Raw genomic sequence first — 17,526 nt, forward strand, 5'->3', positions numbered from 1 at the left:
GTGGCGGGCGTCCCAGCCGCCGTGGCGGGCTAGGTCGTGCAGGAAGCGGAAGGTGGGGACGGGTTCGAACATGGCGGACCAGACGGTGTTGTAGTTGACGGCGGCGGCCATGACCGCGACCAGGACCTCGTCGGGGGCCAGTTCCGGCATGGGCAGGCGGCCCAGGTGCAGGCTGCGGCGTACGTCCTTGTCGGCCGTGTCTTGGAAGAGGTCCTGGTCCTGGCGGCGCAGGAACGCCGCCGGGTAGCTGTCCGGCAGCGGACAAGCCGCCAACTCCTCAGCCCCCGTCCCAGCCAGGACGGCCTGGCTCAGCGCGTCAGTGGGTGTCACAGGGGTCTCCCTTCGTGGGCTGATTCGCGGCTTAGGAGGGCAGGCCGAGGCTGGAAGCGAGCAGGGGCCAGGATTTGGTGAACTCGCCCTGCCAGGACGACCAGTCGTGCACCCCGCCGAGATACCAGTCGACGGTCGCCGGCATGCTGCCCAGTTGGCTGAGGAAGGAGATGAACTGAGGGAAGAGGGTGGACTCCAGGACGCCGCCGGTCTGGTTGGGATCGTTGAACGTGCCGGTGCCCTGGGAGATGAACAGCGCCGTACCGCTCAGATTCGCAATGTGCGCATAGGGGTTGTCGGCTGCCCAGAGCGCGGCATTGGCCGTCGGGTCGCCCCACAGTGAGGTAGGGTCGAGATTCTCGCGCATCACGATGGCGTCGAGGACCTGTGGCATGCCGAAGAAAGTCGTGTTGAGAATCCCGCTGTAACACGCGACGCCGGCGAAGGCGCCCGGGTGGTGTTCCGCCATCATGACCGCGCCGTATCCGCCAGTGGACACGCCCGCGACGCTGCGCACCGTGCCGGCTCGGTAGTCGCGCTGAAGCAACTGCCACACCTCGGTGACCTGGAACGCCTCGTAGTCCGGCGAGTCCTTACCGCCGTTGAACCACTGGGTGGGGATCCCGGTCGGGCCGGCCGACGGCATCACGACGATGACGTTGCGAGTCGCGGTGAAGGACTCGATGTTGGTCTCGCGGGTCCACGAGGTGTAGTCATCGTGCGCGCCCTGCAGCAGGTAGAGCACCGGCCAGGTTCGGCTCGCGCTCGGCGACCAGCCTGGCGGCACCAGCATGCGGACCGGCACGGTCGCGCCCACGGCCGGGGAACTGATCTGTAAATCGACCATGCGGCTGTCGAGCCAGTTGGCTGAGACGACTGACGCGCCGTCGTCGGCTGTCGCCATTGCCGGTGCCGGTGTGGTGGTTGCCGTCGTCGCGGCGTGTGCCGGGGCGCTGAGCGCTACGGCTGGCCCGGCCGCGAGGGCGAGGGTGAGGGCAGCGATCAGGGTTCTGTTGCGCTTGGTGGGCATGACGGTCCTCGTCGTTGAGGTGATGCGGATCAGGCGTTCAGGTCGGAATCGAGCAGCCGCGCGAGCACGTCGACTGCGGGCGGGTCGAGCAGGCTGAGATGGTGCCCGGGCACGCGGCGCACGAGCAGGTCCGCGCAGAACTCGTCCCAGCCGAGCGCTTCGTCGTCGCGTTGGTAGCGCTCATCGGTCACGGTGTGCGGGGCCGGTTCGGTGGCGCGGTAGAGCACGGTCCGCCCCGAGTACGGGCGAGGCCGGTGGCGCTCGCCGCTGCGCAGGTCGAGATACGAGGTGCGCTGGTGCTCGAGGACGGCCGCCGGCAGGTCCGCGGCGTGCTTCAGGGCTTTGATCACGTGGGCGATCTGGTCCTCGTCGTCGAGCAGGGCGAGTTCGTCGTACGGCAGGGTCAGTTTGCTGCCATAGGTCTGGTGGATGTAGTCGGCGAAACCGGCGAAGCGGCGCCGAGTTTCCGCGACGTGGTCGAGGTCGGGCGAGGGCACTGGCAAGACGCTGTCGATGAGGATCAGTGCGCTGACTTCTCCGTGCGACTGGAGCAGCCGCGCGGTCTCCTGTGCCACGAGGCCGCCGTAGGACCAGCCGCCGAGCGCCCACGGCCCGGCCGGACGCTTCGCGCGGATCAACTGCGCGTAGTGCGCCGCGCGCTCGGTGCACTCGGTCAGGTCCGGCAACCGGTCAAGCCCGAAGCAGGGTTGCTCGCTGAGCCGCCGGACCAGCGGGATGTAGACGGCGCTGGAGCCTCCGGCCGGATGGATCAGGTAGAGCGGCGGGCGGCTTCCTAGTGCGCGCAGCACTCGGAACGCGCCCTCGATAGGAGCGTCCAGCAGGGGCCGTACTCGCTCCGCGATCGCCGCGATCGTGAGCGGTACGGCGTCAGTACCGAGCACGTCGCGAGTCTCGATCTGCTGGTTCGTCTCCTCGCTCAGCGCTTTGGCCAGTGCCTCGGCCAGTTCGGGGTCGTCGGCTAGGGCGTCGAGTGGTGTGTCCACATCCCCGAGTGGCGCGCCGCCTACCGCGTGCCACAGCCGGGCGACGAGCCGTTCGGTGGCGTCGCGGGGCAGCACGTCCTTCGAGCGAACGCGGCGAGGCGTCTGCCTTACCGCGCCGTCGATGAACCCTGCGATGATCGCGACGGTTGCGTTTCGGAGCAGAGTGCGCGGCAGGACTTCGATGCCGAACTCGTTCTTGATGAGCACGACGATGCGCATCGCCTGGAGCGAATCGATGCCCAGGCTGGTAAGTACCGTGTCGTCGTCGATGCTCTCCGCGTCGTATCCGGTGATCTCGGCGACGCAGGCGCGGATGCGGTCGGCCGTGCCGACGGCCGTACCGGCGGCCTCGGGGCGTGGCTGGTGTTCAGCGGAATCGCTCGTCGCGGCGGTCGTTTCCGCAGCGGCCCGAGCGTTGACCCAAAACCTGCGATGCCGCCACCGAGCCGAGGGCACATCGACGATGCGCGCGCCCGGATGAAGGCTTCGGCGTGCCGCCAGTGGGTCGATCAACCCGTGCGCGAGCAGAGACGCGACAGACGCGCGGAAGGCGACGCCGTCATCGACGTCACGGCGAAGCGTAGGCAGCGTCAGCGCGTCGGTGATGCCTGCGGCGCCGAGCGTCTCGGCGAGCGGATGCAGTTGTACCGGATGCGGTGAGACCTCGACGAACGTCCGGTACCCGTCCTGCGCCGCGGCCTCGACCGCCTGCTGGAACCGCACCGGTGATCGCAGATTCCTGACCCAGTACGCCGTGTCGAGAACTGCGGCGGAGCGCGGATCTTCGAGCGTTGTGCTGTACAGCGGGCAGACCGGTTCGTAGGTGGGGATCTCGCCGAGTTGACCGGCCAGCGGTTCGAGCAGCGGGTCCACCTGCGCCGTGTGGCCGGCGGCCGTGACGTTCAGCGAACGCGCCATGCCGCCTTCCGCCGACACCAGCGCGATGAGCTGGTCCACGTCGTGCGCGGATCCTGATACCACGCACTGCACAGGCGACGAGTGCACTGCCACCCGCAGACTCGGCAAGCGCGAGGCGGCCAGCTCGGCAATGGTCTTCGCTGAACGGTCCACGACCGCCATCGCCCCGCCGGAAAGGCCGTCGAGCAGCCGGGAACGGGCACAGATGATCCGCGTGCCGTCCTCCTCATCGATGAACCCCGCGACGACCGCGGCGGCGATCTCGCCCATCGAATGCCCGATCACGGCGGCCGGGCGCACCCCGTGCGACCACCACAGATCGGCCAGAGCCAGCTGAACCCCGAAGAGCACCGGCTGCACGGCCGACGGCGACTTCAGCACGGCGTCCGGCTCCAGAAGCGCTCGCAGCGACAATCCGTCCGCATGCCGCCGCAGCAACGGCTCCAAACGCTCGACCGACTCGGCGAAAACCGGTTCTTCGTCGAGCAACTGCCGCGCCATGCCAGGCCACTGCGATCCGTAGCCGGAGAACACGAAGACGAGACCGCCCGGATGATTGGGCGCGGACCCAGTCGCCGCCGCTGGATGCGGCCGACCAACGGCGAGCCGATCCAGTGCTTCCTTCGCCTGCTCACGGGTTCGGGCGACGATCGCGGCGCGATGCGGACCCTTACCAAGCCGACCGGCGAGCGTACGCGCGACGTCTCCGACCGGAACACGTTGTCCAGCCGGCGAGTTCAGCCAAGCAACCAGATCGGCGGCGTCTTCGCGTAGCCGCTCGGGCGTAGGGGCGTCGATCGCGAGCACGCTCGGCGCATCCGTCGCAGCGGATCGGGCCGCCTTGGCGCTAGATCCGCCGCTGCGCCGATACTCCTGCAGCACGACGTGCGCGTTCGTGCCCCCGAATCCGAAGGCTGACACTCCCGCGATCGCGGTGCCGCTGTAGCGCGGCCACGGCTCGGTCTCGGTGGCCACCCGCAGGCCGAGCGCGTCGAAGTCGATATGCGGGTTCGGGGCCGTGAACTGTGGCTGGGGCGGCAGCACGCCGTGGTGCAGCGCCAGCACGGTCTTGATCAGGCCGGTGATCCCGGCGGCGGCTTCCAGGTGCCCGAGGTTCGCCTTCACGGAGCCGAGCAGCAGCGGCTCGTCCGGAGCGCGGCCGCGGCCGAGCACCGCGCCCAGCGCGCCCGCCTCGATCGGATCCCCGAACGCAGTGCCGGTGCCGTGCGCCTCGACGTAGTCCACGAGCGCGCCCGGCACCGAACCGCGCCTGCTGTACAACTCGGCCAGCAGCGCGCGCTGCGCCTGCGCATTCGGCGCCAGCAGCCCGTTGGAGCGGCCGTCGGAATTGACCGCGCTTGCCCGGATCACCGCGAGCACCCGGTCCCCGGCCGCCTCGGCATCCGCCAGCCGGCGCAACACGACGACCGCGCAGCCCTCGGCGCGCACCATGCCGTCGGCCGCCGCATCAAAGGCCTTGCATCGACCGTCTGGAGCCAGCGCGCCGGCCTGCTGGAAGCTCAGCGTGACCGCCGGAGACAGCAGGACATTGACTCCACCGGCCAGCGCCGTGTCGCATTCCCCGACTGACAGACTGCGCACCGCCTGGTGCACGGCGACCAGGGAGGAGGAGCAGGCGGTGTCGACGGCGAGGCTCGGGCCGCGCAGGTCGAGGGCGTAGGAGAGCCGGTTCGCCGCGATGCTCAGCGCCGCTCCCGGCGCGCTCCACGCTTCTACCGCCTCCAGTGCGGCGGTGGTCAGCCAGGCGTATTCGTTCCCGCTGATGCCGACGAACACCCCGGTGCGGCTGCCGGCGAGGGAACCGGCCGAGATCGCGGCGTGGTCAAGGCTCTCGCGCGCCACCTCGAGCAGCAGCCGCTGTTGCGGGTCCATCGCCGCCGCTTCGTTCGGCGCGATGCCGAAGAAGGCGGCATCGAACCCTGCGACGTCGTCGAGGAATCCGCCGTGCCGCGGAATCCGCGCCAGCGCGGGATCGTCGGGGTGGGCGAAACCGTCCCATCGGCCCGATGGCAGGGTGCCGATCGCGTCGGTTCCCTTGAGTAGCGCCTGCCAGAACTCGTCCGGCGAGTGGATCCCGTTCGGCAGCCGGCAGCCGATGCCGACAACGGCGATCTCGACGTGCTCGGTGGTGCGGGCGGTGCTGCGGCTTTCGCTCAGCATCGGATCGTGCACGGCAGCGGCCTGCGAGCGGACAGGTGCTTTGACGCTGCTCGTGAGCTGCTCCTGGCGTACGCGCTGTTCGATCTGCGCGAGCGTCGGGGCGTCCCACAACAAGGTCGCCGGAAGCGGAACGCCGATCGCGGCGCTCAGTTCGGCGGCGAGCGCCACGGCGTCGCGCGAGGTGAGACCGAGCTCTGCGAGCGGCCGATTCTCCGCCACCTGCTGCGGTTCGATGCCGTACCACTCGTGCAGGCGATTGAGGACGAGGCCGCGGGCCCGACCGTCCGAGGCGTCTCGGCTCATCGGTCCTGCCCCCGTTCAAGCGGGACCTGCGAAGCGCCGAACTCTCCGCGCAGGAACGCCTCGCGGCAGGCGGAGCGCGACACCTTGCCGCTCGACGTACGGGGCACGGCGCCGGGCGCGACGAGCACCAACCGGTCAAGGCGCAGCCCGTGCGCGATGGAAACCCGCGCGCGAGCAACCCGGTCGGCCTCCTCCCGAAGCGCCGCGTCGGGACTTAGATCCCTGCGATGCTCTGCCACGGCCACCGCTTGCTGATCCTGCTCCCCGGCCACCGCGAACACCGCGATTCGGTCACGGCGAACGTAGGACACGGCGTTCTGAATCGTCTCCTCGATGTCCTGCGGGTAGTGGTTACGTCCATCGACGATCAACAGATCCTTGAGCCGCCCGGTGACCAGGAGCCGTCCGCGGTGCACGGCACCGAGATCGCCGGTGCGCAACCAGGGCCGCTCTCCGGTGCCGGGAACGATCGTGCCGAACGTCTCAGTGCTCTGCTCTGCCCGCTTCCAGTAGCCGAGGCCGACATTCGGCCCGCGCACCACGATCTCGCCGACCACTGCCTCCGGCCGAAGCTCGCGCGTGACCGGATCGATGATCTGCAACTCCTGCCCGAACGCCGCGCCGCAGGAGGTCAGCTCGACCACGGCGGCATCAGCCGGCTGGCCGCCGGCGATTTCGAGCGGAACGATGCGGCCGTCCGCGAGCTCATCCCTGCGGCAGGACACCGACTGCGGCGCCAGCTCGGGACCGTCGGCCGCGACGAAGACGGTGGCTTCGGCCAGGCCGTACGACGGGCACAGCGAGCGCGGGGCAAGGCCGAAGTCGGCAAAGGTGTCCAGGAAGCGGCCGATCGTCGCGGCCCGCACCGGTTCGCTTCCGTTGATCAGGGCGCGTACCTGCTCCAGTCGCAGGTCCCCGGCGTCTGCCGCGGTGTAGCGGGCCGCGCAGTAGTCGTATGCGAAGTTGGGCGCGGCCGACAGCGCGCCCGGATAGAGCCCGAGCAGCCGGATCCACCGCGCCGGCCGCTCAAGGAACGCCATCGGGTCCATCAGCACCGAGGGGAAGCCCAGCGCCACCGGGGCCGCGATACTCAGCAGCAGTCCCATGTCGTGGAACAGCGGCAGCCAGCCGACCGAGGTGTTCGGGCCGCTCGGGTCGGCGAACACGCCGAGTGCCTGCAACGCATTGCTCAGTACGTTGCGATGGCTGATCATCACGCCGGTCGGTGTTCGGGTGGATCCCGAGGTGTACTGGAGGTATGCGACGCCGTCCGGGTCCACGTCGAGGTCGGCGTCCGAGCGACGATCCGCGGCGAGTACGGCGCGACCGGTGCGGTTGCGGCCCTCGCCGAGCATGACCACCGGCACCTGCTCAAGCCGCGCCGAGCGCAGGAAGGTCTCGGCGGCCAGCGCCGTGGCCGCGGTGACCAGCAGGCAGGCCGGTTCGCAATCCTCGATGACGGATCTGACCCTCCGCTCGTGTCCGGGCAGGTCCGGAGGGAACAGCGGAACGGCGACGACGCCGGCGAGCAGGCAGCCGAGGAATCCGGTCACGTAATCCAAGCCCTGCGGCATCAGCAGCGCCGCGCGATCGCCCGGCCGGCACGTCGCGCGCACGGACGCGGCCACCGATTGCGCACCCGAGTACAGCTGGATCCAGGTGAGCGACCGGTGCTTGCCCGGCGAGTGGTAGTGCGGGAACTCGACGAAGGTGAAAGCACGCTGATGTCCGCGTTCTGTCGCCCACCGCCGGAGCCGGTCCTGCAAGAGCGACGGGGTCGATGGCTGAGACGGCATGGCTGCTCCAGGCGTGCGGGGCGCGAAGGGCGATAGAGCCACCAGATTCAGCCGATCATGGCGGGCCGGGCTAGAGATTCGTCTGACAGTTCGAATGGGCCGCGTTGTCATCCGCGCGATAAGAATCCCGGGAACGCTGGGCCGGATGACCTTCGAATCCTCGTTCGGCTCACCTGGCTGAGCGATTCGCGCCTCGCGGCGCTCACGCACGGCAGGCGCTCGCACCGTGGCTTAGAAGGCCCAGCACGAGGATGAGACATGTCGCACGCAGTAGCGTCGAAATCCGCCTCGCCTGCGAAAAACGCTCATCCGGGTACGTGTTTTCGCGCTCGCTCGGGTCAGCGCGGGCACGCCCGGCCGACTTCGGGTACTGATGGCGTGTGGGTGGAGGAAAGTCGGCGGCCGCCGCGCCCGAAGCGGTGGACCTTTGGCGAGCGTTGCCGTCTGAGCTGGCCGAGCCGCTGCGGGCTCGGCTGCCGAGCCTGGCGCAGGCCGTGACACGTGAGATCCGGTGCGCGGTGCCGGAATTCGGCGGCCCGGAGCGGTCATCCTTCGGGCTGGATATCCGGCTCGGCGTGGAACGGGCACTCGCCGAGTTCGCCGACCGGCTCGCGGAAGGCGCGGCGGCGCCGGATGCGCTCGATCGCACCGAGGCGAAGCCCGTCTTGCGGATCGTCGCCGGCGCGAACTTGCGGCACGCCGCGGCCCTCGACGCCGTGCAGGCGGCGCTCCGGATCGGCGCGCGCATGACGTGGCAGTGCCTGGCGCAGATCGGAACCGAAGAAGGCATCCCGGCGCAGCGGATGTACCGCGTCGCAGAGGCCGTATTCGTATACGGCGAGGAGCTGGCCGGTCAGGTGCGCGCCGCGCACGCCGAGGCCCGGGCCCGGACGGATCGTGAAATCCTGCGCCGACGCAGGCGCCTGGTCGAACAGCTGGCCTCAGTGCCAGGTCCCAGCCGCGCCTCGGTCATTGAACTCGCCCGCGCCGCGCGCTGGCCGCTGCCCGCCACGGTGCGCGTCGTCGCGCTGCGGCGAGCCGGCAGCAGCGAGGTGGCGACCGTTACGACCGCACCGCTCCTGTCAGCCGGATTCGACGCGCTCGTGTCAGGGGACGCAGATGATCCGTACTTGATCGTCCCGGAGACGGGACCGCGCGCCCTGCTCGCACTCGCGCGCGAGTTGCCCGACTGGAGCGCGGCTGTCGGACCGCCGGTCATTCTCGAGAGCGCCGGCCGCTCGCTGCGGTGGGCCCGGCGTCTGCTCGACCTCGCCGATCGCGGCGCTGTCGCGATGCCGAAGCCGATGAGTGCGCCGAACTCGGCGAAGCCCGCGCTGCTGCACTGCACCGATCATCTGTCCGCGCTCCTCCTCTCCGCGGACGAGCCGCTGATGCGAGTCCTGGTCGAAAGGCGACTGGCTCCACTCGACGCGGTGTCGGCGCAGCGGCGTGACCGGTTAGCCGAGACGTTGCTGTCCTGGCTGGAATGCCGAGGCAGCGCCCCGGAAGTCGCGCGGCGGCTTGGCGTGCACGCGCAGACGGTCCGCTACCGGCTGCGTCACCTGGAAGAGCTGTTCGGCGACGCGTTGCAGGACCCGGATTCGCGCTACGAGCTCGAACTCGCCTTGCGCGGCAGAGCCCTGCTGCACTCGGCCGAGGCGAATCCGCGGTCTATCGCGGCCGGCTGAGTGCGGCGATGGCCTGCCTGCCACGCAGCGCCAGCTCCAATTCGAAGCGCGCTTCGGGATCCGCGAACACCGGGCCGAACAACTCGTGCAGGCGGTGCAGCCGCTGCCGGGCGGTCTGCGGATGGATGCCGAGCCGCGCCGCGATCTGCGGGGCGCTGCCCCCGTTCGTATCCAGCCACGCGAGCAGCGTGGTCTCCATCCGCCGGCGCTGCTTGACCGTCAGGCCGGCCAGCGCCGCGAGCTGCCGGTCCGCCAGCAGCTTGAGCAGCGGCTCGTCACCGATCAGCAGCAGGGACGGCAGCGCGTGGTCGCACCTGACCGGACCCTTGGCGAGGGCCTGCGCCGGCAGGCGGTCCCGCACCCGCCGCGCCCAGCGCAGCGAGTCCGGCGCCATGGCCGGCGTCACCGCCGGGCCGATGACGGCGCTGCGATCCCGCAGCAGGCCGAGCAGGAGCGGGTCGCGCAGGTCCTGCGCGGGATCGCGCAGCACCAAATACGGGTCCTGGCAATCCAGGTCGTGCAGGACGGTCTCCGGCAGCCTGCCGAGCTGGGCCGCGGCGGCCGTGGACGGGGGCGCCGGGCCGAGCGCCACGCACGAGACCCGGTCGGGCAGCGGCCACCGAGCGGCCGCGGCCAGCTGCTCGAGCTGCTCCGCAGGCGCCCCGGCCACCAGCAGGTCTCGCAGCATCCGGCGGCGGCTCGACGCGCCGTCATGACTGTCCCGGCTCGTCTTGGCCTCGGCATAGCCGATGGCCGCGGCCGAGGCCATCACGTCGATGTGGGCGAAGATGGCCTCGGCGAGCGTGACCATCTCGTCCGAGCGCATGCCCGCGCGACGGCCGACCCGCGCGTAACGCCGCCAGGCCACCCGGCCGCCGAGGCGGTACGCGGCCTGAAGCGCATCCAAGCTGCGCCCCTCTGCCAGCTCCCCGCGCCCGAGCGCGCGGTAGACGCGCAGCCGTTCGGGGCTCGGTTCACCGGCGCTCTCCACCAACTCGGGAAATTCGAGCAGCGCGGTCTCCACGCCGAGCTGAAGCCCGATTCCGAACTTGCCGGACAGCGGCTTGTTGTATTCGGGTATCTCCCGGCGGATCTGGTGCAGGATCTCCGTGGAGATGCTGCCGCGTTCTTTCCGCACTTCGGCCGCGAAAGCGCGGGGCAGCGTAGCCCAAGGTCTGGTCACGCCCACGGTCCCGTCGGTTGGGTCGCTCACTTCTCACGGAAGTATGCTGCGATGTTACTGACTCGTCAACTAGCGCGAAACGCAGTCATCTGATCCGGCGCCGACTGCGCTGCGAACAGCTGGTTCAGTGCGAACCTGGGCCGAGGAGAGGCTTACCAGGACGTCAGTAGCCCCTAACTCCGAGCGAAGACCGGGTGAGCCCGAAAAACGCTCACCCGCGTTATACAAACTTCGCGGCGCAATTCCTCCGGGCTGGCAGCCTCACGAGATGTTCCGGCGAGCGTCGCACCGATCGATTGACGCTTCTCAGGGGCCTTCATATCGTCACCGACCGTCACGGCGAACACCGGTCTTCCGCTGAATTCGTCCGTGAGCAAGGGGTTTGTGACCTCGAATATTCCGCGCGCGGACCGGAAAACTTCGACAAGAGAACGGTACTGCCCATCATGCCAAGAAGTCGGTTCCGCATGGCCGCCCTCGGCGCCTCCGTGGCGTCAGCGGCCTGTCTTACCCTCACCGGCGCCCAGTCCGCCTCCGCCGCCACCGCCCTTCCCGTCCCGCACAACGCCGCCGCGGCGCTCGTCCAGGGCTTCCTCGCCCCGACGACGCCGCCGCCCGGCGCCAACGACGGCAGCTGCCGGCCGAGCGCCGCGCATCCGTACCCGGTGGTGCTGGTCAACGGCACGCTCGAGAACATGAACGTCAACTGGCAAGGCGCCGCGCCGCTGCTCGCGAACAACGGATATTGCGTCTTCACGTTCAACTACGGCGGAACCTCGCCGGACGCACCGGTCCAGTCCACAGGACCGATCGAGGACAGCGCCGCCGAACTGGCCTCCTTCGTCACCTCGGTGCTCAACATCACCGGCGCGACGAAGGTCGATCTGGTCGGCCACTCCCAAGGGGGGATGATGCCGCGCTACTACATCAAGAACCTCGGCGGCGCGGCCAAGGTCGACAAGCTGGTGGGACTCTCTCCGAGCAACAACGGCACCACGCTCGACGAGCTGACCACACTCGGCACGTTGTTCGGCGTGCTCGTGCCCGTGAACCAATTCCTCAGCGGGCCCTGTGAAGCCTGTGTCGAACAGGAGGCCGGCTCGTCCTTCCTCACCGCGCTCAACGCCGGCGGCGAGACGGTGCCGGGAGTGCAGTACACCGTGATCACGACCAGTAAGGACGAGGTGGTCACGCCGTACACCTCGGCCTATCTGCCCGCCGCGCCGAACGTCACGAACATCCTGGTGCAGAACCAGTGTGCGCTCGACAACACCGACCACACCGAGATCGCCTACGACCCGATCGCGCTGGCCGACATGCTGAACGCGCTGGACCCGGCGCATCCACAGCCGGTGCCCTGCGAGATCGTCAACCCGTTCACTGGCCCGCTGAGCTGACCCAGTCGGCGGTCCCAGACCGGCCGCGTCCGGACCCTGCCGCATCTCAGGGTTCGGACGCAGGTCGGGTGGCCCAATCGAACCTGACTTCGATTCAGGTCTGTGCAGCATGCCAGGCTTCGTAGTACCTTACCGCTCAGGCAAATACAGCGTACGCCTCTGACCAGGCCGCTTGAGCCTCGTTGTGCCATGTCAGGCCGCACGCCACCCAGCGTGGGCGACGCAAGGACCGGCCCGGAGGGCCGCCGGACCAGAGTCCTGCGTCGCTAGGCGGACGCATCCCGGAAAGGCGGTGATCATGGTTGACGTCGGTCGCGGCGGCACCAGGCGCGGTGCGTTTGACGACGACGAGAACGAGATGCGGCCCGACACGGAGCGCGAGGCGCAGGCGCGCATAGAGCGTGAGGCAGCCGCGCGCAGCGGCCGGCTCTCGCTCGCCGGGCTCGGCCTCAGCGCCCTTCCTCCCGCGGCGCTGGAGCTGAGCGGGCTGAGGGAGCTGGACCTCTCCGGCAACCGACTCGAACAACTGCCCGAGCGGATCTCGCGGCTCGCCGCTTTGGAGCGACTCGTGCTGCGGGGCAACCGGCTGGCCGGGCTGCCGCCGTCGCTCACGGCGCTGCGCCGGTTGAAGCACCTCGACTTATCCGAGAACCAGTTCGCTGAGATCCCCCGCTGGCTCGGCCGACTCGACCTGGAGTCGATACAACTGGGGGATGCAGCCGACCTAGTGCATCCGCCGGCCGAGGTGGCGGTGCAGGGAACGCAGGCAGTGCTGGCATATCTGCGGGAACGCGACGGCTTCCGCGGCGCGCAGCTCGACGGGGGAGTGCTGACCCGCCGCACTCGACCCGCGAGCACTGCGATGCCTGAGATATCTGCGGTGGCTGAGATACCTGCGATGCCTGGGATACCTGTATTACCTGAGACACCCGGGCCGCGAGTGGTGTCCGCCGAGCCGCCTGAAGTCGCTACCGATTCACCTACCGAACCGACCCGCGCGGCGTGGGCCGCCTGGCCGCCGCAACCCAGAGTGCTGATGCTCGGCGCCGGCGTTCTGCTGGCACTCGCGGTGATCCCGTTCGTGCTGCCGCATGTCGACGGCGCAGCGCGACCGCGCACGAGCGGCGTACTCGGCACCGAAAACGGCTCCGCGGGCGGCGCGCATCGCGCGTCTCTTCCCGGCGCGACGGTCCTGCTCCCGGCAACACCTTCCGGCGCGGCCGGGGCCGCGGGGGCGCGCCCCTCGGCGTCCACGGGCCGGCCTGCGACAAGTCAGAGTCCTGCCGCAGGCGCGACGGCGAGCCCGTCGACCGCATGGTCGGCCAACCTCATGCCTACGCCGGTGATCTCCATGTCGACGGACGCCGCGCCGCTGATCGGGCCGGTCCTCAGCGGCAACGCCGGAGGCGGCGCGCTGTGCGCGGTGGTGACCGCGCATGGCGCGAACGTCGGCCGGATCGACGTGGCCGTCTGCGACAGTGCCACGGCACCGACGTGGACCTTCGAACCCGACGGCGACACATTGCAGACCTCGGGACTGTGCATGGCAATACTCGACGACGCGAACAGCGCCGCGCCCACTGTCGTGCTGAACACCTGCGACGCAGGACCTGAGCAGGTCTTCGTCCCACAAAGCGGTGGTTGGCTGTACAACCCCGGGTCGGGCCTGTGCGTCACTGAAGTCGGCGGAAAGAAGCATCAGCAGGCTGCTGTGTCGATGGAGCTGTGCGGCGCGGCCGGACAGCAGTGGAATCTCCCGACCTGACCAGGGCCCTCCGGAGGAGTGGTGCATGTCTGATCCGCAATGGATCGGCGCGCGATACGAGCTGCTCGAGCGACTCGGCGGCGGAGCTGACGGCTCGGTGTGGCGCGGCTGGGATTTGGCGACCGGGGCCGATTGCGTCGCCAGATTCGTGCGACGCGATGCGGCCGTCGCCAGCGGCCTTACCGCCGCGGCCCGCTGGGGCCAGGTGATCCGCACCTTGGGCACGGTCGCCAACCTGGCCCATCCCGGGCTCGTCGAGGTCGACGACATCGTGGCCGACGAAGGCCGGTGGGCGCTGATCACCCGCCTGATCCCCGGCGAGAGCCTCGAGGCCAGGCTGGCGAGCACGGGGGCGCTACCGGCCGCGGAGGCGGTGCGGCTCGTCGCGCAACTCTGCGAAGCATTGGCCGCCGCGCACGAAGCCGGCTTGGCCCACGGACGGGTCAAGCCGTCGAATCTGCTGCTCGAACCCGGTAGCGACGGCACGCTGGCCGTGCGGCTGACCGACTTCGGCCTGACGGAACTGGAGAGCTGGGCCGCGCACGAGCGACACTTCGCGCCGCATCCGGCCACGGCGGCCGCACGGGTCCGGTATCGGCCGCCGGAATGGATTCCCGGAATGCCGACCACCGCCGCGGGCGATGTCTACGCGGTCGGCGTCGTCTTATACGAGGCGCTGACCGGGTACCAGTTCGCCAGGCACACGGCCGTGGACCAAACCGTTCAGCCGCGCCCGGACTCGCTGCCACCGCGTCCGCGCGAGATACCCGAGATGATTTGGGCGCTCCTGACGCAATGCCTTGAGAAGCGGCCCCGGCTGCGGCCCACCGCGGCGCAACTAGCCGATCGGCTGGGGGCAATCGGGTCAGGTCCGCGGCCGCCCATCCCGCACGCCGGCCCGCCGGTACGTGGTCGCGCTCACGAGCGGCGGGTGCCGAACGCGAATCCCGCACTGCCAGCCCCGCTCCCCGGCCCGGGCCGCCATCGCGAATTAAGCGTGCTGCGACGAGTCGAGTTCGCCGCGTCGGCTACGGCCGTCGCGCTGGTCGGCAGCTTGACTTTCGCCCTGGGAGCCGGCGACGGGAGGTTGCCGTCGCGACCTGTGCCCACGCGCGTTTCCGTGCTGGAGTTCACGACCAGCGCCGCGGTGCGCAACTCGTCGTCGGCTTCCGCGCAATCCCCGGTTGCGACGGCTGGCCCGGGCGCGGGAGCGCTGGCCAGCGCTTCGACAGCGGCCTCCGGCGGTGCGCCATCCGGGACCGGCCCCAGCACCGGCCCTGGCTCGACGCCCACCTCCGGACCCGCGACCGTGCCCTCTTCGGCCCCGGCGACGTCCCCGGCTCCGGCGCCCAGCGGCACGCCCGCCGGAACCAGCAACGGGCTGATCAACGATCCGATCGGCTATCTGGAACACCTGCGCGCGATGATTCAGCAGATGGCGGCGCAGGGCCGGGACGTCGTGGACGCCAACGCGGCCGGCGATCTGGAGAACCTGGTGCTGGATCTGGAGAACGGCGTCGACTCGTACCTGCAGAACGGAGGCCAAGGGCTGCTGCTGATGATCAAGGCCAAGATCGCGGGCTTCGACGGGCGCCTGGCGCAGGATCTGAACCGGGGTCTCATCTCGGCCGGCGCCGCGGTGACGCTGGCGGCTTATCTGCAGAGGCTCGTCGCGTGACCGGGTACCAGCCGTCGTCGTGACCCAGCTGCCGCCCGCCCCGGCCTGGCTTACTTACTTAGTCGTTAAATAAGCCGGACTCGCGTGGCCTCACGCAACGCCGGCTAACCCCGTGCCGCCGCGCCCGCCGCCTCGGTGGCGGGCGCGGTGAACCGCTCGCCGCGGGCGGTGCGCTCCATGCCCAGCCACATCAGGTTCATCAACCGCCGCGCCGTGGTCTGCGGCGCCTCGCTCGGGTTGGTCACCGCCCAGTCGGCCATCGCGTCCGCGGCGCCGACCAGCGCGCGGGCCACGGCGGTGGCCTCCCGGCGCATCGTGGAGTACGCGGGCGCGCCGCGCTCAGGCGCACGGGCCCGCATCGCCTGCAGGACCAGGTCCGCCACGGTGGCGACGATCTCCCCGCGCACCTGGGCCAGTTGCTCGGCGACCGAGTCGTTGTGCGAGCGCGCCTGCTGATAGAGCACCGACCAGCTGGCCCGGCGCTCGGCGACGAAGGTGAAGAACGCGGTCAGCCCGCGCCACAGCCGCTCGGCCTCGTCGGCAGCCGGGGCCCTGGTCGCCGCGCCGAGCGCGTCCACGAGCCGGTCGGTCTCCCGCGCCACGCAGGCCCGGAAGGTCTCCTCCTTCGAGCCCAGATAAAGATAGAGCAGGGGCTTGGACACCCGTGCCCGCTCCGCGATCTCCTCCATGGAGGCCGCGTGGAATCCGTACTCTGAGAAGACCTCGACCGCGGCGTCGAGCATCTGCTGCTCGCGCACCTCGCGGGGGAGGCGCCTGCGCTCGGTCGAAGGGGCCACCTTGTGAGCTTACCTTACCTGGCCGTAAACTTACTCGACCGTTAAATAACTTCGTTCGAGGAGCGTCATGACCTTCGACCTGGGCCTGAGCGACGAGCAGACCGAGGTGCGCGACTGGGCGCATGGATTCGCCGCGGAGGTGATGCGTCCGGCGGCGGCCGAGTGGGACGAGCGCGAGGAGACGCCCTGGCCGATCATCCAGGAGGCGGCGAAGATCGGCTTGTACGGGTTCGAATCCCTCGCCAATCTCTACGAGGACCCCACCGGCCTGTCGATCCCGCTGCTGAACGAGGAGCTGTTCTGGGGCGACGCGGGGATCGGGATGTCGATCCTGGGCACCACGCTGGCGGTGGCCGCGATCTTCGCCACCGGCACCCAGGAGCAGATCATCGAGTGGATCCCGCAGTGCTTCGGCGACCAGCAGGAGCCCAAGCTCGGCGCGTTCTGCGTCTCGGAGCCGGAGGCCGGCTCGGACGTGGCCTCGATGCGTACCCGCGCCCGCTTCGACGAAGCCGCAGGGGAATGGGTGCTCAGCGGCCAGAAGGCCTGGATCACCAACGGTGGGATCGCGAACGTGCACGTGGTGGTCGCCTCGGTCGAACCCGAGCTGGGCGCGCGCGGGCAGGCGGCGTTCATCGTCCCGCCGGAGGCCAAAGACAGCACCCTGCATTCCCCGCGCAAGATCAAGAAGCTGGGGTTGCGCGCCTCGCACACCGCCGACGTGTTCCTCGACGAGGTGCGGGTGCCGGCCGAGTTCGTCCTCGGCGGCAAGGAAAAGCTTGACGCGCGCCTGGCCCGCGCCCGGGAAGGCGCCCGTTCCAACAGCCAGGCGGCGATGGCCACCTTCGAGCTGAGCCGCCCGACCGTGGGCGCGCAGGCCCTCGGCATCGCGCGTGCCGCGTACGAGTACGCCCTCGAATACGCCAACGGGCGCCGTCAGTTCGGCCGGCCGATCGCGCAGAACCAGGCGATCGCGTTCGCGCTCGCGGACATGCGCACCGAGATCGACTGCGCGCGGCTGCTGATCTGGCGCGCGGCCTGGATGGGGCGCAGCGGGCAGCCGTTCACGGCCGGGGAGGGCTCGATGTCGAAGTTGAAGGCGGGCGAGGTCGCGGTCGCGGTGACCGAGAAGGCGGTGCAGATCCTCGGCGGCGCCGGCTACAGCCGGGAACACCCGGTCGAGCGCTGGTACCGGGACAGCAAGATCTACACGATCTTCGAAGGCACCAGCGAGATCCAGCGCCTGGTCATCTCCCGCGCCATCACCGGGCAGCCGGTGGCCTGACCGCTGCCGCGCCGGCGGTCAGCGGCCGGTCGGTGACATTGAGGCCGGGGCCATTGAGACTGGAGTCATTGAGGCTGGGGTTATAGGACCGGGGTCATCGGCCCCGGAGTCATCGACGCGGGGGCCGTCGCCGCGCCCGGCGCGTGTGCCGGCAGCGCGGCCAATTCCTGC

The 17,526-nt window shown here is 70.0% G+C and carries 10 protein-coding genes and 1 pseudogene; 5 read left to right on the forward strand and 6 right to left on the reverse strand.

Annotated features, from left to right (window positions below; all coding sequences use genetic code 11):
• The 4 genes and pseudogenes from VFA06_RS19730 to VFA06_RS19745 form a co-directional block, all read right to left on the reverse strand.
• A pseudogene (locus VFA06_RS19730) lies at positions 1-330 on the reverse strand (crotonyl-CoA carboxylase/reductase); the annotation flags it as partial.
• Positions 331-361: 31 nt separating this feature from the next.
• Positions 362-1,360: an alpha/beta hydrolase gene (locus VFA06_RS19735; protein ID WP_324842115.1), complete on the reverse strand. Its 999-nt coding sequence runs from the start codon at positions 1,358-1,360 to the stop codon at positions 362-364.
• A gap of 29 nt (positions 1,361-1,389) precedes the next feature.
• Positions 1,390-5,766: a beta-ketoacyl synthase N-terminal-like domain-containing protein gene (locus tag VFA06_RS19740; protein WP_324842116.1), complete on the reverse strand. Its 4,377-nt coding sequence runs from the start codon at positions 5,764-5,766 to the stop codon at positions 1,390-1,392.
• On the reverse strand, positions 5,763-7,562 hold the full coding sequence (locus VFA06_RS19745; protein WP_324842117.1) for a fatty acyl-AMP ligase: 1,800 nt from the start codon (positions 7,560-7,562) through the stop codon (positions 5,763-5,765). Before VFA06_RS19745 ends, VFA06_RS19740 begins: the two co-directional genes overlap by 4 nt.
• Positions 7,563-8,056: 494 nt before the next feature.
• Here VFA06_RS19745 and VFA06_RS19750 point away from each other — a divergent pair, with 494 nt between their 5' ends.
• Entirely contained in the window at positions 8,057-9,250 is a 1,194-nt protein-coding gene (locus VFA06_RS19750; RefSeq protein ID WP_324842118.1) for a helix-turn-helix domain-containing protein, read from the forward strand.
• On the opposite strand, the gene VFA06_RS19755 is transcribed toward VFA06_RS19750, so the two are convergent.
• On the reverse strand, positions 9,234-10,388 hold the full coding sequence (locus VFA06_RS19755; RefSeq protein WP_324842119.1) for a helix-turn-helix domain-containing protein: 1,155 nt from the start codon (positions 10,386-10,388) through the stop codon (positions 9,234-9,236). The genes VFA06_RS19750 and VFA06_RS19755 overlap by 17 nt on opposite strands.
• 512 nt (positions 10,389-10,900) lie before the next feature.
• Between VFA06_RS19755 and VFA06_RS19760 the strand changes: the two genes are divergently transcribed.
• The 3 genes from VFA06_RS19760 to VFA06_RS19770 all read left to right on the forward strand — a co-directional run bounded on the left by VFA06_RS19760 (position 10,901) and on the right by VFA06_RS19770 (position 15,273).
• Positions 10,901-11,830: an esterase/lipase family protein gene (locus VFA06_RS19760; protein ID WP_324842120.1), complete on the forward strand. Its 930-nt coding sequence runs from the start codon at positions 10,901-10,903 to the stop codon at positions 11,828-11,830.
• A 298-nt stretch (positions 11,831-12,128) separates the two neighbouring features.
• On the forward strand, positions 12,129-13,595 hold the full coding sequence (locus tag VFA06_RS19765) for a ricin-type beta-trefoil lectin domain protein (protein ID WP_324842121.1): 1,467 nt from the start codon (positions 12,129-12,131) through the stop codon (positions 13,593-13,595).
• A gap of 25 nt (positions 13,596-13,620) precedes the next feature.
• Positions 13,621-15,273: a serine/threonine-protein kinase gene (locus VFA06_RS19770; RefSeq protein WP_324842122.1), complete on the forward strand. Its 1,653-nt coding sequence runs from the start codon at positions 13,621-13,623 to the stop codon at positions 15,271-15,273.
• Positions 15,274-15,377: 104 nt separating this feature from the next.
• Here the strand turns inward: VFA06_RS19770 and VFA06_RS19775 are convergent, their stop codons facing one another.
• A complete protein-coding gene (locus VFA06_RS19775) occupies positions 15,378-16,070 on the reverse strand; it encodes a TetR/AcrR family transcriptional regulator (RefSeq protein ID WP_324842123.1) in 693 nt (230 codons plus the stop codon).
• Between the two features lie 67 nt (positions 16,071-16,137).
• Between VFA06_RS19775 and VFA06_RS19780 the strand changes: the two genes are divergently transcribed.
• Positions 16,138-17,355 (forward strand): acyl-CoA dehydrogenase family protein, encoded by a 1,218-nt coding sequence (locus VFA06_RS19780; RefSeq protein WP_324842124.1) that lies wholly within the window; start codon positions 16,138-16,140, stop codon positions 17,353-17,355.
• Positions 17,356-17,526 lie beyond the last annotated feature (171 nt).

The organism is Actinocrinis sp., from assembly GCF_035653575.1.
In the GTDB taxonomy this organism is placed as follows: Bacteria; Actinomycetota; Actinomycetes; order Streptomycetales; family Catenulisporaceae; genus Actinocrinis.

Excerpts from the sequence above, each read along its gene's own strand:
- VFA06_RS19735 (WP_324842115.1), bottom strand. The coding sequence starts at position 1,360 with ATGCCCACCAAGCGCAACAGAACCCTGATCGCTGCCCTCACCCTCGCC.
- VFA06_RS19740 (WP_324842116.1), bottom strand. The coding sequence starts at position 5,766 with ATGAGCCGAGACGCCTCGGACGGTCGGGCCCGCGGCCTCGTCCTCAAT.
- VFA06_RS19745 (WP_324842117.1), bottom strand. The coding sequence starts at position 7,562 with ATGCCGTCTCAGCCATCGACCCCGTCGCTCTTGCAGGACCGGCTCCGG.
- VFA06_RS19760 (WP_324842120.1), top strand. The coding sequence starts at position 10,901 with ATGGCCGCCCTCGGCGCCTCCGTGGCGTCAGCGGCCTGTCTTACCCTC.
- VFA06_RS19765 (WP_324842121.1), top strand. The coding sequence starts at position 12,129 with ATGGTTGACGTCGGTCGCGGCGGCACCAGGCGCGGTGCGTTTGACGAC.
- VFA06_RS19770 (WP_324842122.1), top strand. The coding sequence starts at position 13,621 with ATGTCTGATCCGCAATGGATCGGCGCGCGATACGAGCTGCTCGAGCGA.
- VFA06_RS19780 (WP_324842124.1), top strand. The coding sequence starts at position 16,138 with ATGACCTTCGACCTGGGCCTGAGCGACGAGCAGACCGAGGTGCGCGAC.